This window comes from Streptomyces aculeolatus (assembly GCF_020400605.1).
In the GTDB taxonomy this organism is placed as follows: domain Bacteria; phylum Actinomycetota; class Actinomycetes; order Streptomycetales; family Streptomycetaceae; genus Streptomyces; species Streptomyces aculeolatus.
On sequence record NZ_JAINRD010000013.1, the window covers coordinates 185,471 to 206,631 of the forward strand.

General features: G+C 72.0%; 20 protein-coding genes and 1 riboswitch. Of the genes, 11 read left to right on the plus strand and 9 right to left on the minus strand.

What is annotated here, in order from left to right; genetic code table 11:
* Positions 1-28: 28 nt before the first annotated feature.
* The gene (locus LG396_RS22135; protein ID WP_225796093.1) at positions 29-889 is read right to left on the minus strand and encodes an alpha/beta fold hydrolase; all 861 of its coding nucleotides are present in this window, start codon (positions 887-889) and stop codon (positions 29-31) included.
* A gap of 104 nt (positions 890-993) precedes the next feature.
* Here LG396_RS22135 and LG396_RS22140 point away from each other — a divergent pair, with 104 nt between their 5' ends.
* Positions 994-1,515 carry a CGNR zinc finger domain-containing protein gene (locus LG396_RS22140; RefSeq protein WP_225796094.1) on the plus strand — a complete coding sequence of 174 codons (522 nt, stop codon included), beginning with the start codon at positions 994-996 and terminating at the stop codon, positions 1,513-1,515.
* 49 nt (positions 1,516-1,564) lie between these two features.
* On the opposite strand, the gene LG396_RS22145 is transcribed toward LG396_RS22140, so the two are convergent.
* Positions 1,565-2,965, minus strand: a complete 1,401-nt coding sequence (locus LG396_RS22145; protein ID WP_225796095.1) for an alpha,alpha-trehalose-phosphate synthase (UDP-forming) — start codon at positions 2,963-2,965, stop codon at positions 1,565-1,567.
* Positions 2,966-3,132: 167 nt separating this feature from the next.
* Entirely contained in the window at positions 3,133-4,095 is a 963-nt protein-coding gene (locus tag LG396_RS22150) for a glucosyl-3-phosphoglycerate synthase (protein ID WP_027768226.1), read from the minus strand.
* A 181-nt stretch (positions 4,096-4,276) separates the two neighbouring features.
* Positions 4,277-4,416: riboswitch (SAM riboswitch) on the plus strand.
* 17 nt (positions 4,417-4,433) lie between these two features.
* On the opposite strand from LG396_RS22150, the gene thrC reads away from it, so the two are divergent.
* The 4 genes from thrC to groL all read left to right on the plus strand — a co-directional run bounded on the left by thrC (position 4,434) and on the right by groL (position 8,566).
* Entirely contained in the window at positions 4,434-5,738 is a 1,305-nt protein-coding gene (gene thrC, locus LG396_RS22155; RefSeq protein ID WP_225796096.1) for a threonine synthase, read from the plus strand.
* On the plus strand, positions 5,735-6,013 hold the full coding sequence (locus LG396_RS22160) for a MoaD/ThiS family protein (RefSeq protein ID WP_026276618.1): 279 nt from the start codon (positions 5,735-5,737) through the stop codon (positions 6,011-6,013). Before thrC ends, LG396_RS22160 begins: the two co-directional genes overlap by 4 nt.
* 396 nt (positions 6,014-6,409) lie before the next feature.
* Entirely contained in the window at positions 6,410-6,613 is a 204-nt protein-coding gene (locus tag LG396_RS22165) for a cold-shock protein (protein WP_018839739.1), read from the plus strand.
* Between the two features lie 330 nt (positions 6,614-6,943).
* Positions 6,944-8,566, plus strand: a complete 1,623-nt coding sequence (gene groL / locus LG396_RS22170; RefSeq protein ID WP_018839738.1) for a chaperonin GroEL — start codon at positions 6,944-6,946, stop codon at positions 8,564-8,566.
* A gap of 331 nt (positions 8,567-8,897) precedes the next feature.
* Here groL and murQ read toward each other — a convergent pair whose 3' ends face one another.
* Together murQ and LG396_RS22180 are read right to left on the minus strand one after the other, a co-directional pair.
* The gene (murQ, locus tag LG396_RS22175) at positions 8,898-9,833 is read right to left on the minus strand and encodes an N-acetylmuramic acid 6-phosphate etherase (protein ID WP_027743690.1); all 936 of its coding nucleotides are present in this window, start codon (positions 9,831-9,833) and stop codon (positions 8,898-8,900) included.
* A gap of 306 nt (positions 9,834-10,139) precedes the next feature.
* Positions 10,140-11,078: a MurR/RpiR family transcriptional regulator gene (locus tag LG396_RS22180; RefSeq protein WP_018839736.1), complete on the minus strand. Its 939-nt coding sequence runs from the start codon at positions 11,076-11,078 to the stop codon at positions 10,140-10,142.
* Between the two features lie 138 nt (positions 11,079-11,216).
* Between LG396_RS22180 and LG396_RS22185 the strand changes: the two genes are divergently transcribed.
* The 4 genes from LG396_RS22185 to LG396_RS22200 all read left to right on the plus strand — a co-directional run bounded on the left by LG396_RS22185 (position 11,217) and on the right by LG396_RS22200 (position 16,417).
* Complete coding sequence (locus LG396_RS22185; protein ID WP_225796097.1) at positions 11,217-11,639, plus strand: DUF8819 family protein; 423 nt, start codon at positions 11,217-11,219, stop codon at positions 11,637-11,639.
* A complete protein-coding gene (locus LG396_RS22190) occupies positions 11,636-11,908 on the plus strand; it encodes a DUF4031 domain-containing protein (RefSeq protein WP_018839734.1) in 273 nt (90 codons plus the stop codon). Before LG396_RS22185 ends, LG396_RS22190 begins: the two co-directional genes overlap by 4 nt.
* 111 nt (positions 11,909-12,019) lie before the next feature.
* Positions 12,020-13,264, plus strand: coding sequence for a Cmx/CmrA family chloramphenicol efflux MFS transporter (locus LG396_RS22195; RefSeq protein ID WP_225796098.1), 1,245 nt, complete (start codon positions 12,020-12,022; stop codon positions 13,262-13,264).
* 57 nt (positions 13,265-13,321) lie between these two features.
* Positions 13,322-16,417 carry an NACHT domain-containing protein gene (locus tag LG396_RS22200; protein ID WP_225796099.1) on the plus strand — a complete coding sequence of 1,032 codons (3,096 nt, stop codon included), beginning with the start codon at positions 13,322-13,324 and terminating at the stop codon, positions 16,415-16,417.
* 16 nt (positions 16,418-16,433) lie between these two features.
* On the opposite strand, the gene LG396_RS22205 is transcribed toward LG396_RS22200, so the two are convergent.
* Positions 16,434-17,129, minus strand: a complete 696-nt coding sequence (locus LG396_RS22205; protein ID WP_372483546.1) for an HD domain-containing protein — start codon at positions 17,127-17,129, stop codon at positions 16,434-16,436.
* A gap of 27 nt (positions 17,130-17,156) precedes the next feature.
* Here LG396_RS22205 and LG396_RS22210 point away from each other — a divergent pair, with 27 nt between their 5' ends.
* Positions 17,157-17,870 carry a copper homeostasis protein CutC gene (locus LG396_RS22210; protein ID WP_225796101.1) on the plus strand — a complete coding sequence of 238 codons (714 nt, stop codon included), beginning with the start codon at positions 17,157-17,159 and terminating at the stop codon, positions 17,868-17,870.
* Positions 17,871-17,931: 61 nt separating this feature from the next.
* On the opposite strand, the gene LG396_RS22215 is transcribed toward LG396_RS22210, so the two are convergent.
* Genes LG396_RS22215 through LG396_RS22225 form a run of 3 tightly spaced genes read right to left on the minus strand, consistent with a single transcriptional unit; the run spans position 17,932 to position 19,665 of the window.
* Positions 17,932-18,357: a type II toxin-antitoxin system VapC family toxin gene (locus LG396_RS22215; RefSeq protein ID WP_225796102.1), complete on the minus strand. Its 426-nt coding sequence runs from the start codon at positions 18,355-18,357 to the stop codon at positions 17,932-17,934.
* Positions 18,354-18,587 carry a FitA-like ribbon-helix-helix domain-containing protein gene (locus LG396_RS22220; protein WP_225796103.1) on the minus strand — a complete coding sequence of 78 codons (234 nt, stop codon included), beginning with the start codon at positions 18,585-18,587 and terminating at the stop codon, positions 18,354-18,356. The genes LG396_RS22215 and LG396_RS22220 overlap by 4 nt, the downstream gene beginning before the upstream one ends.
* Positions 18,588-18,630: 43 nt before the next feature.
* Positions 18,631-19,665 (minus strand): LacI family DNA-binding transcriptional regulator, encoded by a 1,035-nt coding sequence (locus LG396_RS22225; protein WP_225796104.1) that lies wholly within the window; start codon positions 19,663-19,665, stop codon positions 18,631-18,633.
* A 387-nt stretch (positions 19,666-20,052) separates the two neighbouring features.
* Here LG396_RS22225 and LG396_RS22230 point away from each other — a divergent pair, with 387 nt between their 5' ends.
* Positions 20,053-21,156 (plus strand): glycoside hydrolase family 172 protein, encoded by a 1,104-nt coding sequence (locus LG396_RS22230; protein ID WP_225796105.1) that lies wholly within the window; start codon positions 20,053-20,055, stop codon positions 21,154-21,156.
* Positions 21,157-21,161: the final 5 nt, after the last annotated feature.

Sequence of the window (21,161 nt, forward strand, 5' to 3'; positions counted from 1 at the left end):
CCGCAGTCGGCGCCGCACGGTCGTCCCCTCAGTCGGACAGCCGGCGCAGGAAGTCCCGTATCAGCCCGGCGCTCTGCGCGAACCGGGTCGTCAGCGGGAAGTGGCCGGCGTCCAGCAACTGCACCTGCGCGTCCTTCGCGTCCCGGGCGAAGGCCCGCGCCCCGTCGGCCCCGAAGATCTCGTCGTGCCGGCCCCAGGCGGCGAGCACCGGCGGCTGGTGCACCCGCAGGTACTCCTGCCAGTCGGCGTACCGGCCGGGGTTCGAGCCGTAGTCGAGGAACAGGTCGAGCTGGATCTCCTGGTTGCCCGGCCGGTCCAGCAGGGCCTGGTCGTGCACCTCCAGCGCCGGGTCGACCAGCGAGGTGTCCGGGACGCCGTGGCTGTACTGCCAGTGCGTGGCGTCCGGGGTGAGGAGCGAGCGGAGCGCCTCGCGGTTGGCGGGTGTGGGGTCGGCCCAGTAGGCCCGCAGCGGGGTCCAGAAGGGGGTGAAGCCCTCGTCGTACGCATTGCCGTTCTGGCTGACGATGCCCGTGATGCGCTCGGGGTGGCGCAGGGCGAGGCGGAAGCCGACCGGGGAGCCGTAGTCGTGGATGTAGATCGCGTAGCGCGCGACGCCGAGCTGGTCGAGCAGCTTGTCGACGACGTCCGCGAGGTGGTCGAAGGTGTACGCCCACTCGTCGGCCGGCGGCGCGGAGCTGAGCCCGAAGCCGGGGTAGTCGGGGGCGATCAGGCGGAACTCGTCGGACAGCTCCTCCATCAGCGGCGCGAAGCCCACGGACGAGGTCGGGAAGCCGTGCAGCAGCACGAGCGCCGGCGCGCCGGGGTCGCCCGCCTCCCGGTAGAAGACGTCGAGGCCGTCGATACGGGCGGTGCGGTGGCGTACGGTCATGGCGGGCTCCAACCATCAAAATGGATTTGAACGGTTACGACGGGAAGAACGTAACCCGCCCCCGCCAACCTGTCAAGCCGACTTGAACGGTTACACTGGCCCGTATGACGCGACCGCTGACCGGCGAACCGCTGGCCCTGGACCTGGTGAACACCTGGTGGATCGACCAGGGAAGCCCCGTCGACTTCTTCTACGAGCCCGACGGCGTGGGCCGCTGGCTCGGCGAGCACGGCCTGTCCGGTCACGCGGCCGACGCCCCCGCTCCCGCCGCCGTGCGCGAGCCGCTCACCGCCGCCCGCGCCGCCCTGCGCGCCGCCCTCGACGGGGACGAGCAGCCGCTCGACGAGATCCTGGCCCACGGCTCCCGCCGCCCCCTGCTGCGCGACGGCCGGGCCACCTCGGAGGTCGTCGTGGACGACCCCGCGTGGCTGCCGGCCTGGGTCGCCGCGGCCGATCTGGTCCGGCTCTTCGAGGAGCACCCGGAGCGGGTCCGCGGCTGTGCGAACCCCGAGTGCGTGCTGTGGTTCTACGACACGAGCAAGAACGGCCGCCGCCGCTGGTGCTCCATGGAGGGCTGCGGGAACCGCGCCAAAGCGGCCCGCTTCCAGGAGCGCCACCGCCACTGAGGGGGGAGCGCGGGACGTACCGCGCGGGCCGCCCGCCCCCGCGGGCCGCCTAGCGCCGCAGTGCGTCCAACTGCGCGAGGAACCACGCCTGCGGCGGCAGCGCGGTCGCCGCCGCCGCCAGCCGCTTCGTCCGCCGGGCGCGCTCGTCGCGGGGCATCGACAGCGCCGCGTGGAGCGCGTCCGCCGTGGCCTCCACGTCGTACGGGTGCACCACGAGCGCGTCCTCGCCGAGGTCGGCGTACGCGCCCGCCTCCCGCGACAGCACCAGCGCGCAGCCGTCGTCCGAGACCACCGGGATCTCCTTCGCGACCAGGTTCATCCCGTCCCGCAGCGGATTGACCAGCGCCACGTCCGCCAGCCGGTACGCGGCGAGCGAGCGGGCGAAGTCGTCCTCGACGTGCAGCACGACGGGCTGCCAGCCGTCCGTCCCGTACGCCTCGTTGATCTCCGCGGCGAGGCGGCGCACCTCGGCGGTGTAGTCCCGGTACACCGCCAGGTCCTGCCGCGACGGATACGCGAACGCCAGCTTCACCACCCGCCCGTGCCACTCCGGCCGCCGCTCCAGCAGCCGCCGGTACGCGAGCAGCCCGCGGACGATGTTCTTCGACAACTCGGTGCGGTCCACGCGCGCGACAACGGCGCGGTCCGTACCGCCGATCTGCTCCCGCAGGGCCGCCATCCGCTCGGCCACGTCCGGCCGCCGGGACCGCTCGTGCAGGAACCCGGCGTCGGCGCCGAGGGCGTGCACGTCGACCTGCGTGGTCCGCGCGCGCTCCGCGTCCTCGCCGAGGACGTCGCGGCAGCAGGCGACGAACGCGTCTGCCCAGCGCCGGGTGTGGAAGCCGACGCGGTCGGCGCCGAGCAGCCCGCGCAGCAGGGCGGCGGCGATGTCGTCGGGAAGGAGCCGGAAGTAGTCCGGCGGCGCCCAGGGGGTGTGGGTGAAGTGGGAGATGCGCAGGTCGGGGCGGGCCTCGCGGAGCATGCCGGGCACGAGGCAGAGGTGGTAGTCCTGCACGAGCACCGCCGCGCCCTCGTCGGCACCCTCGGCGAGGGCGTCGGCGAAGGTGCGGTTGTACGTCTCGTAGGCGGCCCACTGGCGGCGGAACCCGGCGTCGAACACGGGGGAGACGGGGATGTCGTAGAGCATGTGGTGGACGAACCACAGGACGGAGTTCGCGACGCCGTTGTACGCGTCGTGGAAGACGTCCGGGTCGATGCCGAGCATCCGCACGCCCGGCTCGGCCACGCCCTGCCGCACGGCCTCCCGGTCCCCGTCACCGAGCGCCGCACACACCCACAGCGCCCCGGCGTCGGGCCCCACGGCACTGAGCCCGGACACGAGCCCGCCGCCGCCGCGCTTGGCGGCGAGCGCACCGTCGTCGCCGACGGCGTACGAGACGGGCCCGCGGTTCGACGCGACGAGCAGGGGGGCACCGGAGGACGCGACCATGCGCCGAGCCTAGCCACGCCGGCCCCCGCCGAAACGCAACCAGCGTGGCGTGGCCGAGACAGATGGGACGCGAGGGCTCCGGGAGCCGGGGTCCGGGGCGAAGACCCGGTCCCGGGAAGAGGCGGGTTCGGGGAAACCCTGCTCCGGTATGGCCCGCCCGGCGAGGGCTACGCCGCGGGGCGGTTCACGTACTCCCTGATCTCCGCCATCGGCGGCCGCTCCTCCGTGTCCACCCCGTACGTCCGCGGCTCGAACGCCCCGTCCTCCCCCCGGTCGAACTGCGTCAGCCGCGGCCGCACCAGGTGCCCCCGCGCCAGCCGCAGCTGCGCCGTGCGGTAGATCGACGCCGCCATCCGGCCCAGCGCCCGGTCGTCCTGGTGGCGGTGGCGGCGTACGCCGACGTCCACCTGCGCCAGCCCCGCCAGCCCCACCGTGTGCAGCGCGTCGACGAGCAGTCCCAGCTCCACCCCGTACCCCACCGGGAACGGCAGCCGCTCCAGCAGCGACCGCCGCGCCGCGTACTCGCCGCCCAGCGGCTGGACGAAGCCGGCCAGCAGCGGCCAGTGCAGGTTCAGCAGCGGCCGGGCCACCAGCTCGGTGACCCGCCCGCCCTGGCCTGCCGTGCCCGTCTCCAGCGGCCTGTCGTACACGGCCTTCACGAACTCCACGTCCGGCTCCGTCAGCAGCGGCCCGACGATCCCGCTCACGAACGCCGTGTCGAAGTCCTTCAGGTCCGCGTCCACGAAGCACACGATCTCGCCGCGCGTCACCAGCAGCGAGCGCCACAGCACCTCGCCCTTGCCCGGTACCGCGGGCAGCCGCGGCAGCACCTCGTCGCGGTGGACGACCCGCGCGCCGGCCGCGGCGGCGGCCTCGGCGGTGCGGTCGGTGGAGCCGGAGTCCATCACGACCAGCTCGTCGACGAGCCCGCCGTCGGCCGGAGCCATCAGTTCCGCCCGGATCGCCGCCACGATCGCGCCGACCGTGGCCTCCTCGTTGAGCGCGGGCAGCACCACGCTCACCGTCCCGTTCGCGCCCAGCGCGCGCTTGGCCGCGAGCAGCCGCGCGTACGGCCGGTCCGCCGCGGACCAGGACCGCGTCCTCAGCCACTGCTCCACGTCATCGAGCACCTGCGGGCCTCCCCTTGCCGGTGGTCCTGTGAGGTGTGAGAGCCGTCTCGCGTGGCGGACGGCTCTCACAACTGTCCTGGCCGTCGGTTACAGTCTTGAACAACGTGCGTGACGTCCCTATGTCGGGGTCGGCGCGCCGGACAAAAGCGCCGGACGGCCCTGCCGTACCTGCGCCATACAGAGCTCATCCAGAGGGGCAGAGGGAACGGCCCGTTGAAGCCCCGGCAACCCTCCGTCCGGTACTCGCGACGCTGCGAGGCCCCGGACGGTGATGGTGCCAATTCCGTCCTGCGGCGAGATGCGTCGCGGGGAAGATGAGGAGAGAGGGCCTCGCCAGTATGGCTGTAGACACAGCTCCCACCCCCACCGCCGTGGACGGCGCCCCCGATCTGGGCCCGGCCGTCGCGCTCTCCTGCCGGGAGTGCGGGGAGCGGGTGCCGCTGGGTCCGGTGTTCGCGTGCCAGTCGTGTTTCGGGCCGCTGGAGGCGGCGTACGAGCTGCCCGGCGGCGACGCCGAGTCCGCCGCCCGGCTGCGCAGCCGGATCGAGGCGGGGCCGCGGAGCATCTGGCGGTACGCGCCGCTGCTGCCCGTCCCCGCGGACGTGGCGGACAAGCCGAACCTGAACCCCGGCTTCACCCGGCTGCACCGCGCCGACCGCCTCGCGGCGGAGCTGGGCGTCACGGGCGCGCTGCACGTCAAGGACGACTCGGGCAACCCGACGCACTCCTTCAAGGACCGCGTCGTCGCCATCGCCGTCGAGGCCGCCCGCGCCTTCGGCTTCACCACGCTGTCCTGTTCGTCCACCGGCAACCTGGCCGGTGCCGTCGGCGCGGCCGCGGCGCGGGCGGGGCTGCGGTCGTGCGTGTTCATCCCGTACGACCTGGAGCACGCGAAGGTCGTCATGGCCGCGGTCTACGGCGGTGAGGTCGTCGGCATCGAGGGCACGTACGACGACGTGAACCGCTTCTGCTCCGAGCTGATCGGCGACCCGGCCGGCGAGGGCTGGGGCTTCACGAACGTCAACCTGCGCCCGTACTACGCGGAGGGCTCCAAGACCCTCGCCTACGAGATCTGCGAGCAGCTCGGCTGGCGGCTCCCGGACAACATCGTCATCCCGGTCGCCTCCGGCTCCCAGCTCACGAAGATCGACAAGGGGCTGAAGGAGCTGATCGCGACGGGGCTGGTCGAGGAGCGCCCGTACAAGATCTTCGGCGCCCAGGCGGCCGGCTGCTCCCCGGTCTCGCGGGCCTTCAAGGACGGCCATGACGTGGTACGCCCCGTGCGGCCCGACACCATCGCCAAGTCCCTCGCCATCGGCAACCCGGCCGACGGCCCGTACGTGCTGGACATCGCCCGCCGCACCGGCGGCGCGGTGGAGGACGTCACGGATGCGGACGTCGTCGACGCGGTGAAGCTGCTGGCCCGTACCGAGGGCGTCTTCGCGGAGACGGCGGGCGGCGTCACGTTCGGCGTGCTGGCGAAGCTCGTCGCCGACGGCCGGATCGACCCGGCCGAGACCACCGTCGCGATCAACACCGGCGACGGTCTCAAGACCCTCGACGCGGTCGCTCCCACCACGGGGCCGACCGCGATCATTCGTCCCACACTCGACTCCTTCCGAGAGGCCGGCCTCGCATCATGAGCGTGAACGTCCGAATTCCGACCATCCTCCGTACGTATACCGACGGGCGGGCAGAGGTGAACGCCGAAGGCGCGACCCTGGCCGAGGTGATCGAAGACCTGGAGAAGAACCACCGCGGCATCGCCGCCCGGGTGCTGGACGATCAAGGCAAGCTGCGTCGCTTCGTGAACGTCTACGTGAACGACGACGACGTCCGCTTCGCCGATGGCCTGCAGACTCCCACCCCTGAGGGGGCGGGTGTCTCGATCATCCCGGCGGTCGCCGGAGGCTGCTGAACCCCGCTGCTGTGCGTGCGGCCCCACCGATCCGGAGTGGGGCCGTTCGCATGTCCGTGCACGCGATAGGGTTGGGGCGTTCCCCCCTCGTGGCCCATGCTCCACGCATATGAGAACACGACAAGTTCCGTGCAAATGCGGAGAGTTAATTGTCGTGATGGTGAGTTATGCCCTGCCCGAGTTGTCAGGGAATGGCGGAAATTGATCGGAAATATACCGATCGAGTGTCCGCAGAATTCTCGTCCGACTGACCTGTTGCACTGGGCATCTGTGCGGATACATTCAGCCGCGGTCGACGCGTTCCGGCGCACGCCCCGGCGTGTATCCGGGGGTGAGGTCTGACCCGGGTCCGCGGAGTGCGGTCCTGTGTAAGGGCCAGCAATAGGGGAGTTTGGAATGGCTCAGGGCACCGTCAAGTGGTTCAACGCGGAGAAGGGGTACGGCTTCATCGCGGTCGACGGTGGTGCGGATGTCTTCGTCCACTACAGCGCGATTCAGATGGACGGATACCGCACCCTCGAGGAAGGCCAGCGGGTCGAGTTCGAGATCTCGCAGGGCCAGAAGGGGCCGCAGGCAGACATGGTCCGCGTCAGCGGCTGAGCGCCGGGCATCGACCACGGACGACTCGCGACGGGCCCGCACCCCCCGGGGTGCGGGCCCTCTGCTGTCCGCGTCTCCCCGCGACTTGGGGCGGGGTGCCGCGGTCCGGTTCCGCTCTGCGCATGAGAAGCCCGTACCCGCTTGCACTCGCAGGGGGCGAGTGCTAATCATTGGCGTTAGCACTCTCCCCGTGAGAGTGACAGAACGGGACCGGTTCGGTGAGGTCCGTACGCCGGGTGGGAGGGAACCACACGGGTCGCGGACCGTCCGTCGCGGGCGCCAGCGCGGTCCGGACACAGACGACCCCCCTGTCCGGGAGGACTCAACACAATGGCCAAGACCATCGCGTTCGACGAGGAGGCGCGGCGCGGCCTTGAGCGCGGCATGAACCAGCTCGCCGACGCCGTCCGCGTCACCCTCGGCCCCAAGGGCCGGAACGTCGTCCTCGAGAAGAAGTGGGGCGCCCCCACGATCACGAACGACGGTGTCTCCATCGCCAAGGAGATCGAGCTCGAGGACCCGTACGAGAAGATCGGTGCCGAGCTGGTCAAGGAGGTCGCGAAGAAGACGGACGACGTCGCCGGTGACGGCACGACGACCGCGACCGTCCTCGCCCAGGCCCTGGTCAAGGAGGGCCTGCGGAACGTGGCCGCCGGCGCCAACCCGATGGCGCTGAAGCGCGGCATCGAGAAGGCCACCGAGGCCGTCTCCGCCGCCCTGCTGGAGCAGGCCAAGGACGTGGAGACCAAGGAGCAGATCGCCTCCACCGCCTCCATCTCCGCCGGCGACACCCAGATCGGCGAGCTGATCGCCGAGGCCATGGACAAGGTCGGCAAGGAAGGCGTCATCACCGTCGAGGAGTCGCAGACCTTCGGGCTGGAGCTTGAGCTCACCGAGGGCATGCGCTTCGACAAGGGCTACATCTCCGCCTACTTCGCCACCGACATGGAGCGCATGGAGGCGGAGCTCGAGGACCCGTACATCCTCATCGCCAACTCCAAGATCAGCGCGGTCAAGGACCTGCTGCCGCTCCTGGAGAAGGTCATGCAGTCGGGCAAGCCGCTGCTGATCATCGCCGAGGACGTCGAGGGCGAGGCCCTGTCCACCCTCGTGGTGAACAAGATCCGCGGCACCTTCAAGTCCGTCGCCGTCAAGGCCCCGGGCTTCGGCGACCGCCGCAAGGCCATGCTCGGCGACATCGCCATCCTCACCGGTGGCCAGGTCATCTCCGAGGAGGTCGGCCTCAAGCTGGAGAGCGCCACCCTCGACCTGCTGGGCCGCGCCCGCAAGGTGGTCATCACCAAGGACGAGACCACCATCGTCGACGGCTCCGGCGACAGCGAGCAGGTCCAGGGCCGGGTCAACCAGATCCGCGCCGAGATCGACAACAGCGACTCCGACTACGACCGCGAGAAGCTGCAGGAGCGGCTCGCCAAGCTGGCCGGCGGCGTGGCCGTCATCAAGGCCGGTGCCGCGACCGAGGTCGAGCTGAAGGAGCGCAAGCACCGCATCGAGGACGCCGTTCGCAACGCGAAGGCGGCCGTCGAGGAGGGCATCGTCGCCGGCGGTGGCGTGGCGCTGCTGCAGGCCGGCCACGTCTTCGAGAAGCTGGAGCTCCAGGGCGACGAGGCCACCGGTGCCTCCGCGGTGAAGCTGGCCCTGGAGGCCCCGCTGAAGCAGATCGCGGTCAACGCCGGCCTCGAGGGCGGCGTCGTGGTGGAGAAGGTGCGCAACCTGACCGCCGGTCACGGGCTCAACGCCGCCAGCGGTGAGTACGTCGACATGATCGCCGAGGGCATCCTCGACCCGGCGAAGGTGACCCGCTCCGCGCTGCAGAACGCGGCGTCCATCGCGGGCCTCTTCCTCACCACCGAGGCCGTCGTCGCCGACAAGCCGGAGAAGGAGAAGGCCGCGGCCGGGGGCGGTATGCCCGGCGGCGACATGGACTTCTGATCCAGGGTTGCCGGGTCCGGACCTCCGCGTCGCACGCGGACGCACGCCGGACGGCTGACGAACCGAGGGCGGTACCCCGCAGGGGGTGCCGCCCTCGGGCGCGTCGGGGCGGCGGCCGGAAGAGCACGCGTGGGGCGGACGCCGGGGTACGGACCGCAGGCGGCACCGGCCGCGGTCGGAGGCGGGCTTCCCCTTCGTACGTACGGAGGCGGGCTCCCCTCCGTACGTGGGGACGCCGACTTCCCCTCCGTACGTGCGTACGCCGGCCCCCGCCGTACGTGCCGGCCGCCCGGTGTGGACTCCGTCCGCCGGACGGGCCGGCGGGCCGGGGTCAGCTCACGTCGGTCGCGGACTTCAGCGCCACCCGCAGATGACCGTGCGAGGCGTCGAGCAGGCGCTCCGCCGTGGAGCCGTCGACGCCGCCGAGGATGGTGAGGATCGCGTTCTTCACCTCGCCGTGGGTCTCGGCGAGGGCGGCCTCCACCTCCTCGTCGCCCGCGCCCGTCGCCAGCGCGACGATGCGCCGCGAACGGGCCTGCAGCTTCTCGTTCGAGGCGCGCACGTCGACCATCAGGTTCCCGTACGTCTTGCCGAGCCGGATCATCGTGATCGTCGACAGCATGTTGAGCACGAGCTTCTGCGCCGTGCCCGCCTTCAGCCGCGTCGACCCCGCGATCAGCTCGGGGCCCACGACGACCTCGATGGCGTGCTGCGCGGCCGCGCCCAGCGGCGAACCGGCGTTGCACGACAGCCCGATGGTCAGCGCCCCCCGGCCGCGCGCGAACGTCACCGCGCCCACGGCGTACGGCGTGCGGCCGGAGGCGGAGATGCCGACGACCGTGTCGTCGGGCCCCAGGTCCGCCGCCGCCAGGTCGGCCGCGGCCAGCTCCTTGCTGTCCTCCGCGCCCTCCGTGGAGGTGCGCAGCGCCCTGTCGCCACCGGCGATCATGCCGACGACCTGCGACGGGTCGGTGTTGAACGTCGGCGGGCACTCGCTGGCGTCCAGCACCCCGAGCCGGCCGGCGGTGCCGGCGCCCAGATAGAACAGCCGGCCGCCGCGGGCCATGCGCTCGGCGGTGGCGTCGATGGCGGCGGCGATCTGCGGCAGCTGTGTGGCGACCGCGCCCGGTACCCCGCTGTCCTCCTCGTTCATGATTCTGGCGATCTCCAGGCTGGAGAGACGGTCGATCTCTGCCAGCTCAGGACGGAACGCCTCGGTGGTCAGGTTTTCCAGCTCCCGGCGGATTTCGGCTGAGGGAGAGGGCATGTCGGAGCGGCTCTTTCCATGCGGTGCGTGGCGCGCGGTGGGCGGTGCGCGCACGCGGAGGTGGGTCGGTCACGGCGGCTTGCGTGGTGCGGTCGCCGGCGGTCGGACTGCCGTCGCGGGCGTCCGGCGCGCGGGGCGCGCCGGACCACCGGGCGGCGCCGGCGTCGTACGGCGGTGCGGTGGGGTGCCGGCCGTCGGACGCCCACGGGGGCGTCCTCGGGCAAACCGGTGCCGTGGGCGTGGCCGCACCTGGTCGGAGGGCGGGTCGCCGGTGCATCGGTCGTCGTCTGGTGTCGCCGGTCGGCGTCAGGACCGCGGGCGGAGCGGACTGTGCCGGTGGGCCAGTGCCTCGTACGAGGCGGCGAGCGCCGGGGCGGCACGCTCGTACGTCCGCTGGGCCACGCCTATGAACAGGCAGTCCACGACCAGCAGCTGGCCCGTCCTGCTGGACATGGCCGCCGGCCGCAGCTCGCTCTCGCGACCCGTGGACGTGGTGAGTATGTGGTCCGCGTACGACGCGACGGGGCCGTCCGGGCGGCCGGTGATGGCCACCGTCGTCGCCCCGTGGTCGAACGCGACCCGCAGCGGCTCTATGACGTCGACCGTGCGGCCCGAGTGCGTGATGGCGATGGCCACGTCGCCCGCGCGCAGTTGGACGGCGTTGGTCACGGCCAGGTGCGGGTCGGGCGAGGCGTGCGCCACGACGCCGATCCGCAGCAGCTTCTGGACCAGGTCCTGCCCCACGAGGTTGGAGGCACCGATCCCGTACACGTCGATGCGCCGGGCGGTGGCCATGGCGGCGATCGCCGCCTCCAACTGCACGGGGTCGAGACCGGCCGCGGTGTCCGCCAGCGCCTGCTGCTCGTCGCGCGCGAGCTTGGCGATGACGTCGGCCATCGAGTCGTCCACCGCTATGTCGGCGGTGACCGACGGCGCCCGCCCGGCCTCCTGCTGGGCCGCCGCGGCGGCGAGGGCCAGCCGGAGGTCGCGATAACCGGGATAGCCGAGCAGCCGCGCCGTCCGCACGACGGTGGCCTCCGACGTGCCGGTGCGCTCCGCGAGGCCCGTGACGGTGAGCGCGGCACAGCCGGCCGGGTCTCCGGCGACGGCCTCGGCGACGCGCTGCATGGAGCGCGTCATGGACGGCGCGACCGTGCGCACCTTGGCCGCGAGGGCGGCGGGCGCGGGCGGCGCGGGTCCGGTCGGGGTGTCAGGAGTGAAAGTTTCCTTCACGCTGTAGCTCACACACGAAAGATATTTTCGCGGGAGAGCGCGAGTCAACCCCCCGCGTCGGCCCTGTGGAAAACCCCGGAGCGGGGTCCCGCGCCCGCCGGAACGGCCGCGCGACCGGCCTCGCCGGCGCCGTTGCGGGAGAATGAATGTATGGAGCACCAAGGGCTGGAGCAGGCGCTGCACCGCGCCCGCGCGCTGATCCTCGCCGACCTCAGCGCCGCCGACGTGGCCGAACCGGACGTGGTCACCTTCGTCGAGGACGCGGTGGTACACCGCCGCTGGTGGGTGGAGCAGTGGCCGGAGGGCGTGGCGTATCTGGACGGCCTGGTGGCCCAGGACGTCCAGGACGCGCTGCTGGAGAAGTACGGCAGGTGGCCGCTCTGCCCCGTCTGCGACGACGTCGACTCGGCGGGCCCGCACGCGCTGGACATCGAACCGGAGCTGGGCCCGGACCCGCGGTGGGTCTGCGGCCGGACGGGCGCGGTGGTGGCTCAGGTGGGCAGCCTGGGTACGGGCGTCAGGGGCGGATCCGGCGGTGCGGGCGGTGCGGGCGGCCCGGGCGGTGCGGCGTGACGATCTACGTGGACCCGCCGACGTGGCCGGGCCACGGGCGGATGTGGTCGCACCTGGTGAGCGACGTCTCGTACGACGAGTTGCACGCCTTCGCGGAGTCGATGGGGGTGCCGAGGAGGGCGTTCGACGGGGACCACTACGACATCCCGTCGGGGCGGTACGAGGACGCGGTGGCGCGCGGGGCCGTGGAGGTGGGCTCGAAGGAACTGCTGCGGCGGCTGGTGGACGGAGGGCTGCGCCGGCGGGTGAGGAGGACGGGGACGGGGTGAGCGGGTAGAGGGCCCCGCGGGTGCGGGGAACACTCTTTTCGACCTGCGGGTTCTCCCCGTACCGTGGCGGTCGTAGGAATGTTCCCCTCCCGCCTTGGTGTTTGCCTCGTCATGTCCCCGACCGCTCCCCGGGCCGGAGCCCGCCTCCCCGTCGCCGTGTACGTCCTCGGCGTCGCCGTCTTCGCCCTCGGGACGTCGGAGTTCATGCTCTCCGGCCTCCTCCCCGAGATAGCCGACGACCTCGACGTCTCCATACCCCGCGCCGGGCTCCTCATCTCCGCGTTCGCGGTCGGCATGGTCGTCGGCGCGCCGACCCTCGCCGCCGCCACCCTCCGCCTTCCCCGCCGCACCACCCTCGTCGGGCTGCTCGTCGTCTTCGGCGCCGGGCACATCGTGGGGGCGGTCTCCACCTCCTACGGTGTCCTCTTCGCCACCCGCATCGTCAGCGCCCTCGCCTGCGCCGGGTTCTGGGCCGTCGGCGCCGCCGTTGCCATCGCGACCGTTCCGACCGGCGCCCGCGCCCGCGCCATGGCGATCATGGTCGGCGGGCTCAGCGTCGCGAACGTCGCCGGGGTGCCCGGCGGGGCGCTGCTCGGGCAGCACTTCGGCTGGCGGTCCGCGTTCTGGGCCGTGACGCTGATGACCGTCGTCGCCCTCGTCGGGGTCGTGGCGCTCGTACCCGGTGGCACGCCGGGAGACACCGAGCCGCCGCGGCTCCGCGAGGAGTTGCGCATCTACCGCGACGGCCAGGTGTGGCTGGCCATGGCCACGATCGCCCTCTTCGCGGGTGCGACGTTCTCCTTCTTCTCCTACCTCGCGCCCCTCCTCACCGATGTCGCCGGCCTCGGCGACGGCTGGGTACCGACCGTGCTGGCGCTCTTCGGCGCCGGGGCGTTCCTCGGCACGCTTGTCGGCGGGCGGATGGCGGACCGGTACCGGTTCGGCACCATGTACGTCGGACTGTCCGCGACCGCCGCCGTGCTGGTGGCGTGCGCGCTGCTCGCCGAGTACCCGGTGGCGATCGTGACCCTGTCCATCCTCCTCGGCGCCACCGCCTTCACCACCGCGCCCGCGCTCAACGCCCGGATCTTCGACGTCGCCGGCGCCGCCCAGGGCCTCGCCGGCGCGACCGCCACGTCCTCGTTCAACATCGGCAACACCGTGGGCCCGTGGCTCGGCGGCCTCGTCATCAGCGCCGGCCTCGGGTACGCGGCCACCGCGTGGACCGGCGCCGTGCTGGCGGTGGGCGCGGTGGCGATGACGGTGGTCGCGGGCAGGTCGGCGGCGCGGCGGACGAGGCTGGTGGCACGCGGCGGCGAGCCGGCGGCGGAGGGTGCGGTGAAAGCGACGGGGTAGCCACGGAGTGTCACTCCCGTGTGGTTGTCTGGCAGCCAGGACAGGGGAGGGGCGCGCATGCTTGCGGAGACGGCGGCATTACGGCTCGGCACGATCGTCGCGAACGCCGCGGGGAAGCTGTGGCTCCGCGGCAAGCAGCGCGATCAGGAACGCCAGTTGGAGATGGCGGACCTGATCCGCGTGCGGGTCCCGGGCGTGCGCCTCCAGCGCGAGGTCAGGCAGCAGTTCGAGCAGATCACCAACGCGGTGTACGACCGCCTGGACCCGTATCTGACCCATGCCTTCGACCGCCTGGAGCCCGGCGGCCGGCAGGCCGTCATCGACGCCGTCGCCGACACCTTCGCCCGCGCGGACCTCTCCGACGACGCCGTCCTCGCCGCCGACGCCCGGCCCGCCGAGCTGGTCCGCCGCATCACCGCCTCCGTACGCCCGCCGACGGGACTCGGCGAGACGGAGACGCGGCTGTACGAGACGCTGTTCGCCGAGTGCGTCGCGTACTACGTACGCATCGTGCGCAGCCTGCCCGTCTTCGAGGAGCGCGCCGCCGCCGAGCTGCTGGCGCGTACGTCCACGCTGGGCGCCGAGGTCGCCCGGATCCTGGAACGCCTGCCGGACCGCTCGCTGTTCGCGCCGGATGGCTCGGACCTGGACACCGACTTCCGCCGTACGTACCTGGAGCTGGTCAGCCGGCAGCTCGACGAGGTGGAGCTCTTCCGCGGCACGTCCGACCAGGCGGGCCCGCAGCGCGTGCGGCTGTCGGTCGCGTACGTCAGCCTCCGCACGACCGGGGGCGACGCCGGGCGGCGGCGCAGCATCCGGACGCTGCCCCGGCTCAGACCCGACATGAGCGACTGGGAGGAGGACGGGCCCGAATCCTCCGGTATGCGCGTCGAGGCGGCGCTGCGGGGCGCCTCCCGCGTGCTGCTGCGGGGTGAGGCCGGCTCCGGCAAGACGACGCTGCTGCGCTGGCTGGCGATCACGGCGGCGCGCGGCGGCTTCACCGAGGAACTCGCGGAGTGGAACGGTCTCACGCCGGTCCTCGTCAAGCTCCGCGACTACGCCGGCCGCAAGCCGCCGAACCCGGAGGCGATGCTCGACGGGGTCGCCGGGCCGATCACCGGGGTCATGCCGCGGGGGTGGGTCGAGCGCCGGCTCGACGCGGGCAACGTGCTGCTCCTGATCGACGGCGTGGACGAACTGCTCCACCGCGAACGCCAGGAGGTGCGCGACTGGCTGCGCAGGCTCCTCGGCCAGTACGAGGACGTCCGGGTCGTCGTCACCTCCCGCCCTGCCGCGGCCGGCGCCGACTGGCTCCGCCGCGAGGACTTCACCGCGCTCCACCTGGACCGCATGACGCCGCCCGACCTGGCGGCCTTCGTACGCCAGTGGCACCAGGCCGTGCGCGAGCTGGGCGGCGAACTGCCCTGCGCGGTGGACGACATCCCGCAGTACGAACAGTCCCTCCTCACCAGCCTCAAGGACCGCGCGCACCTGCAGTCCCTGGCGAGCACCCCGCTGCTGGCGGCGATGCTCTGCGCGATGCACCTCAACAGGGGCCGCCATCTGCCGCAGGACCGGATGGAGCTGTACCGCAACGCGCTGCACACCCTCGTCCACGACCGCGACGCGGACCGGAGGGTGCCGAGCGCGGCGGACAGCGAGCTGAGCCTCGGCGACAAGCTCCTGATACTGAGGGACCTGGCCTGGCGGCTGTCCGACAACAACAGGACGGAGATCGACGCCGACAGGGCCGCCGGGTACGTCACGGCGAAGCTGCGGGGGATGCGGCACCTGGACGTGCTGGACGGCACCCAGGTGCTGGCCCAGCTCCGGCAGCGCTCCGGCGTCCTCCGGTCTCCCGCGGAGGACCGGATCGACTTCGTCCACCGGACTTTCCAGGAGTACCTCGCCGCCGAGGAGGCGGCTGAGGAGGACCGCATCGGCAACCTGGTGGAGCGGGCGCATCTGGACCTCTGGCGAGAGACGATCATCATGACCGCGGGCCACGCGAACGCGCGGCAGCGGGAGGAGTTGCTCGACGGCATCCTGAACCGCGCGGGGGAGGAGCCCCGGCACGCCCGCACGCTGCGACTGCTGGCGGCGGCGTGCCAGGAGACGCTGCCGATGGCGTCGGAGGGACTGGCAGCCAGGCTGGACGAGGCCGTGATCAAACTGCTTCCGGCTAGGCGGAAGACGGATCCGCCCGCGCTGGCGGCGGTCGGACCGACCCTGCTGCGCTGGCTGCCGTCGTCACTTGAGGAGCTGACGGAAAAGGCCGCGGCGCAGACGGTACGAACAGCGGCGTTGATCGGGGGCGAGAGAGCCCTGCACTTGCTGGAGGGGTACGTAGGGGACGAGCGCTGGTATGTCGTCTACGAACTCATCCGTGCCTGGGACTACTTCGACGCGGACGTCTATGTCGACCGGGTTCTCTGCCGACTGCCGTTGGCAAAACGCATTGTGTTGATCAATCATTCTGGTCAGCTCCATGCAGCGCGCCGCTTGGGTGCCCTGACAGATCTCGTTGTCGCCTGCCCCCAGCCCGACCTCACGTTCGTCGTCGATCTCCTGCCTCTCCGGGAGTTGTGGATGACCCGGTTGGCTGGAGTAGCCGACCTGTCGGTCCTCCGCGGCCATCCACACCTGAGACATCTCTCATTGCACGGCACAATGTCTCTCCGCGAGGTATCGGCCCTCGCGGACCTCTCTCGCCTGGAGTGGCTGGGGCTCCCCGCCTCCGAGGCCCTGGACCTGGACATATTGCGAGAAATTCGCAAGCTACGGGGCATTAAGCTCTTCGAAGCGGGGGAGACGGGCCTTGGCCCGTTCACCACCCTCACAGGCGTGCAACACCTGATGCTCGTGGGATCCTGCTGGTGCAAGCTTCGGGGCTTCGACGAACTGGAGGGCATGACTAGTCTTCGAAAGTTGGACCTCTACAATCTCGACGGCCACGTGTGGCTTGCAGGGGTGAACAGCGTCCCTCCGTCGTTGACGGACTTGTCGCTTTACAACTGCGTCGTATTGCCCGACCGTCAGACCTTCACGCGGTTCAGCAGCCTCAGAAGGGTGACTCTCCACGCCTGTCGCACCCCCGATGGCATGCCAGTCAGCACCCTGGACATCCCGGGGGTGGCGGTCCAGGTCTTCTGATATCCCGCCCGCGGGCCTACACCGCCAGCAGCTCCAGCTCCGTCCCCACGTTGTGCCGTGCCGTCTCCTCCCAGCGGGCGTAGCCCGTCTCCGTACGGAACAGCCGCGGCAGACCCAGCAGTTGTCGTAGCACCGCCGCCCGGCCCTCCCGGAACGCGTCGTCCGGGACGAAGCCGTACTCCTCCCGTACCGCCGCCGCGTACGCCGCGTACTCCGCCGGCGTGCCCGCCAGCACCGCGAGGTCCGCGTCGCACAGCACCTCGCCGTTGCGGTCCCCCGCGTGCGGGTCGTGGGTCACCGTGAGCCGTACGAGCCGCGCCACCTCCTCGACGCGCCCGGCCTCAACTCCCGCCTCCGTCAGGGCGACTTGCGCGAGTCGCGCACTGCGCTCCTCGTTCTCGCTCCGCTCCGGCCGGTAGACGGCGTCGTGGAACCAGGCCGCGAGGCGTACGGCGTCGGGGTCGTCGGCGTGGTCGGCCAGCTCGTCGGTGCGGTCGAGGACGGCCGTCAGATGCGCGGCGGTGTGGTAGCGCCGCTGCGGCTCACCCCACCGTTCCAGCAGGTTCATCCCGTACGGTACGGGGTCGGGGGGCGCGGTGCCGGACTGGCAGCGGACGAGGAGGACCGTCCAGCGGTCGAGGAGTGGGGGGCCGGCGGGCTCGGGCGCCGATGTTGCGGGCTGGTTGTCTCCGGGGGCTGGCATGGTCACCATTCTGCGCGATATGGCAGGCTGTGCTTCATGTCTAGACCAATGCTGCTTGAGGTCATCGCCCTGAACGCCGCCGACGCCGCCGCCGCGGAGGCGGGCGGTGCCGACCGTCTGGAGTTGGTCACGGACATGGCCGCGGACGGACTCACCCCGTCGCGCGAGACCGTCGCCGCCGTACGGGCCGCGGTGGAGATCCCCGTACGCGTCATGCTGCGCGCCGAGGACGGCTTCGCGGCGGGCGACGCGGAGGCGCTGGCGGCGCGGGCGCGGGCGCTGCGGGCCGAGGGGGCGGAGGAGTTCGTCCTCGGCTTCCTGGACGAGGCCGGCGGTCCTGACCTGGCGGCGGTCGGGCGGCTGCTGGAGGCCGTGGGGGGCGGGTGCCGGTGGACGTTCCACCGGGCGATCGACCGGGCGGCGGACCGGGACACGCTGCGCAAGCAGCTCGCGGGGCTGCCGGGGCTGGACACGTATCTGACGGCGGGTTCGGCGAAGGGCGTCGCGGACGGGCTGGGGGTGCTCGTCGACGAGGCCGCCCGTGCGGCCGCCGGCCAACCCGGCTACGAGGCGCGCATCATGGCCGGCGGCGGCCTCACCGCGTCCCACGTCCCCCGCCTCCGCGCGGCGGGCCTGGACGCCTTCCACGTCGGCGGCGCGGTCCGCCCGGAGGGCTGGTCGGGGCCGGTGTCGCCGGAGTCGGTGGCGGAGTGGCGGACGCTGCTGGACGCCGGGCCGGTGGTCGCCTGAGCCGGTCGAGGCTCGCGGCGGCGTCTGCGCGCGTCCGCGGCGACCTCGATCGTCTACCTGGTCACGGCTGCTGTTGCCACGGGTCGAGCAGTTCGACACCGGTGTACGCGAAGTCCTTGAGGTTTCGCGTCGCGCAGGTGGCGTCATGCGCCAGGCAGATCGACGCGATCTGCGCATCGGCCGTGCTGATCGGCAGCCCTGCCGCCTCTCGTGCGACGAGGATGTCCGCGTAACGCTCGGCGGCACCAGCGTCGAAAGGCAGCACTGAACGGTCATCCCGGTAGGGCTCGACGGCGGTCGCGATGCGCGCGGACAACGCCTTTTTGCGTCGGCCGTCGGGGAGGCGGTGCACGCCGGCCAGTAGCTCCGCGAGCGTCACCGCGGTGATGGCGACGTCGCCGGTGAGCGACTCGAGCCACGCGACGACGCTCGCGTCGGGCTGCGGTCGGAAGATCTCCGAGATGACGTTGGTGTCGAGAACGATCACTCGAAGTCCACCGCTCGCGCGACATCGCTTCGCTCGGGGATCGGGAGATCGTCGACACCTCCCGCATCCTGAGCCGCCTGCATGAGCGCCAAGCCGATGTGGGGCCTGCGCGCGGCCTTCGTCAGGATGTCCCGGACCTCGGCCTCCATGGAGCGTCCGTGTTCTTTCGCCTGCGTGGCGAGCTGCTGCTTGACGGACTCGTCGAGCCCGCGGACGATGATGGACGACATCAAGGACCACCTCCCTCAAGTGCTATCAATAACGATAGCATTCTCAGTCACGCGCGGCGCCCCCCTGCGCCCCCGGTCCCGATGTCGACTCCCTCACCTGCAGTGCCGTGCGCAGCACCACCGTCTGCAGCGGCCGCTCCGTCCCCGCGATCCGCTCCTGCAGCAGCCCCGCCGCCGTCCACCCCAGGTCGTACGACGGCAGCTGCACCGTCGACAGCGGCGGGCGGACCAGAGACGCCCACGGGACGTCGCCGAACGACAGGACCCCCGTCCGCGGCGGCTCCGTGCCCGCCTCTCTGAGCGCCTGCAGCGCGCCCACCGTCATCAGGTTGTTCGCCACGAACACCGCGTCCGGCGGCGCCGGCAGCGCCAGCAGGTCCCGCATCGCCGACCGGCCGCCCTCGACGCGGAAGTCCGCGTGCCGCACGTACTCCGGCGGCAGCGCGCCCCCGTCCGTCTCCCGGAGGTGGTCGCGCATCACCGCGCGGTAGCCCGCGAGGCGGTCGTCGGACGTGGACGCGCCCTCCGGGCCCGCGATGCACGCGATCCGGCGGTAGCCGCTGCGCAGCAGGTGCGCGGTGGCCTCCTCGCCGCCGTGCTGGTTGTCGACCATCACCGCGTCCACGGACGCGCCCCGCGGGCGCCGGTCCACCGCGACCACCGGCATCCCGCGGCCCTCCAGCACCGACAGGTCGGTGCGGTTCCGCGACGCGGCGGCCACGATCACGCCCGCCATCTGCTCGGCCGCCGCGATCTCCAGGTAGCGCCGTTCCTTGTCGACGTCCTCGTCGGTGTTGCACAGCACCACCGACAGGTTCGTCTGCTGGGCCGCGTCCTCCACGCCGCGCGCGAGCGACGTGAAGAAGGGGTTCTCGATGTCCGGGATGATCAGCCCTATGACGCTCGCCCGCTGCATCCGCAGCGACCGCGCCACGCGGTTCGGCGAGAAGCCCAGCTCCGCCGCGGTCTTGCGGACGCGCTCGGCGCGCTCGGCGGTGACCCGGCCCCCGTTGAAGACCCGGGAGACCGTGGCCGGCGAGACCCCTGCGGCGCGCGCCACATCGTTGATGGTCGTCACTTTGTCCGCTACCTGAACCTCTCACGCAGGCGCGGGAGTCGGCCGCGCGTCCGGTGCCCTGCCGCCCATTCTCCGCCAGTCCGGGGCCCGGTCGGGCCGCGGCGGGACATCGGACACGGACATCCGGCCGCCCCGCGGTGCGGCCCGCGGTGCGGCCCCGGGATCCGGTCGGGGTGCGTGGACGGGTCGGCGCGGACGGTGTTTTCCGCGGTCTCGTACGGACCTCTTGACACCGTCTGGCGTGAACTCTACGTTCGCGTGAAATGGATTTCAAGGGATTTCCGGTGGGGGTGTCCCACATCACCGGAGTCCGCTCAGTTGTTGCGCGCGCACTTGGGATGACCCTTCGCCACTCCTGCACGAAAACGATTTCACGACGGAGCGTCCATGAGCACCACGTTCGGCCTGGATGACCTCGCCCGTACGACCCCCGCCCGCACCCGCTCGATCAGCGCGGAGAACCCCACCGGCGCCAAGGGCGCCGGCGGCGCCGCCACCGAGGGCACCGGCGCCCGGGCCGCCAGCCGGCTCGGCCAGGGGTGGAAGGTCTCCCCGAGCATCGACATCCCCGCCGGCGAGACCGCCGTGCTCGCCGAGATCGACGGGCCGGGCACCATACGCCACCTCTGGTGCACCACCGCCCCGCACGCCGCCTGGCGGCAGACCCTGCTGCGCGTCTACTGGGACGGCGAGCAGACCCCCGCCGTCGAGGTGCCCCTCGGGGACTTCTTCTGCAACGGCTGGAGCGTCTTCAGCCCCGTCTCCTCGGTGCCCGTGACCGTCGCCCCCAACGGCGGCTTCAACGCCTACTGGCCGATGCCCTTCCGCCGCCGCGCCCGCGTCACGCTGGAGAACCTCAGCCCCGAGCAGATGACGCTCTACTACCAGATCGACTACGAGCTGGCCGACGTCCCCGCCGACGCCTCCTACTTCCACGCCCAGTGGCGCCGCAGCAACCCCGTCGACGAGTCGTCGGTCCACACCCTCCTCGACGGCGTCACCGGCGCCGGCCAGTACGTCGGCACGTACCTCGCCTGGGGCACCAACAGCCCCGGCTGGTGGGGCGAGGGCGAGCTGAAGTTCTACCTCGACGGCGACGAGGACTGGCCCACGATCTGCGGCACCGGCACCGAGGACTACTTCGGCGGCGCCTGGAACTTCGACGTCAAGCCGCACGGCTACACCGCGTACACCACGCCGTATCTGGGCCTGAACCAGATCCTCCGGCCCGACGGCCTCTACGCCAGCCAGCAGCGGTTCGGGATGTACCGCTGGCACGTCCTGGACCCCGTCCGCTTCCAAGAAGACCTCCGCGTGACCGTGCAGTGCCTCGGCATCGGCGCCGGCCAGGGCAACGGCCTCAAGCACCGCTACCGCAAGAACCGCGACGACATCGCCTCGACCTCCCTGTTCTACCTGGACGCGCCGTCGAGCGCAGCCCTCCCCGCGACCCCCGGCCTGCTCGACCTCGAAGTCGACGCCCCCGACTGAGCCCA

Bases quoted from the DNA above. Each gene is read 5' to 3' on its own strand.
- LG396_RS22195 (WP_225796098.1), top strand. From the start codon at position 12,020: ATGTCCCCGACCGCTCCCCGGGCCGGAGCCCGCCTCCCCGTCGCCGTG.
- LG396_RS22140 (WP_225796094.1), top strand. From the start codon at position 994: ATGACGCGACCGCTGACCGGCGAACCGCTGGCCCTGGACCTGGTGAAC.
- LG396_RS22145 (WP_225796095.1), bottom strand. From the start codon at position 2,965: ATGGTCGCGTCCTCCGGTGCCCCCCTGCTCGTCGCGTCGAACCGCGGG.
- thrC (WP_225796096.1), top strand. From the start codon at position 4,434: ATGGCTGTAGACACAGCTCCCACCCCCACCGCCGTGGACGGCGCCCCC.
- LG396_RS22210 (WP_225796101.1), top strand. From the start codon at position 17,157: ATGTCTAGACCAATGCTGCTTGAGGTCATCGCCCTGAACGCCGCCGAC.
- LG396_RS22185 (WP_225796097.1), top strand. From the start codon at position 11,217: ATGGAGCACCAAGGGCTGGAGCAGGCGCTGCACCGCGCCCGCGCGCTG.
- LG396_RS22220 (WP_225796103.1), bottom strand. From the start codon at position 18,587: ATGTCGTCCATCATCGTCCGCGGGCTCGACGAGTCCGTCAAGCAGCAG.
- LG396_RS22160 (WP_026276618.1), top strand. From the start codon at position 5,735: ATGAGCGTGAACGTCCGAATTCCGACCATCCTCCGTACGTATACCGAC.
- LG396_RS22200 (WP_225796099.1), top strand. From the start codon at position 13,322: ATGCTTGCGGAGACGGCGGCATTACGGCTCGGCACGATCGTCGCGAAC.
- LG396_RS22135 (WP_225796093.1), bottom strand. From the start codon at position 889: ATGACCGTACGCCACCGCACCGCCCGTATCGACGGCCTCGACGTCTTC.
- LG396_RS22165 (WP_018839739.1), top strand. From the start codon at position 6,410: ATGGCTCAGGGCACCGTCAAGTGGTTCAACGCGGAGAAGGGGTACGGC.
- LG396_RS22205 (WP_372483546.1), bottom strand. From the start codon at position 17,129: ATGGTGACCATGCCAGCCCCCGGAGACAACCAGCCCGCAACATCGGCG.
- LG396_RS22230 (WP_225796105.1), top strand. From the start codon at position 20,053: ATGAGCACCACGTTCGGCCTGGATGACCTCGCCCGTACGACCCCCGCC.
- murQ (WP_027743690.1), bottom strand. From the start codon at position 9,833: ATGCCCTCTCCCTCAGCCGAAATCCGCCGGGAGCTGGAAAACCTGACC.
- groL (WP_018839738.1), top strand. From the start codon at position 6,944: ATGGCCAAGACCATCGCGTTCGACGAGGAGGCGCGGCGCGGCCTTGAG.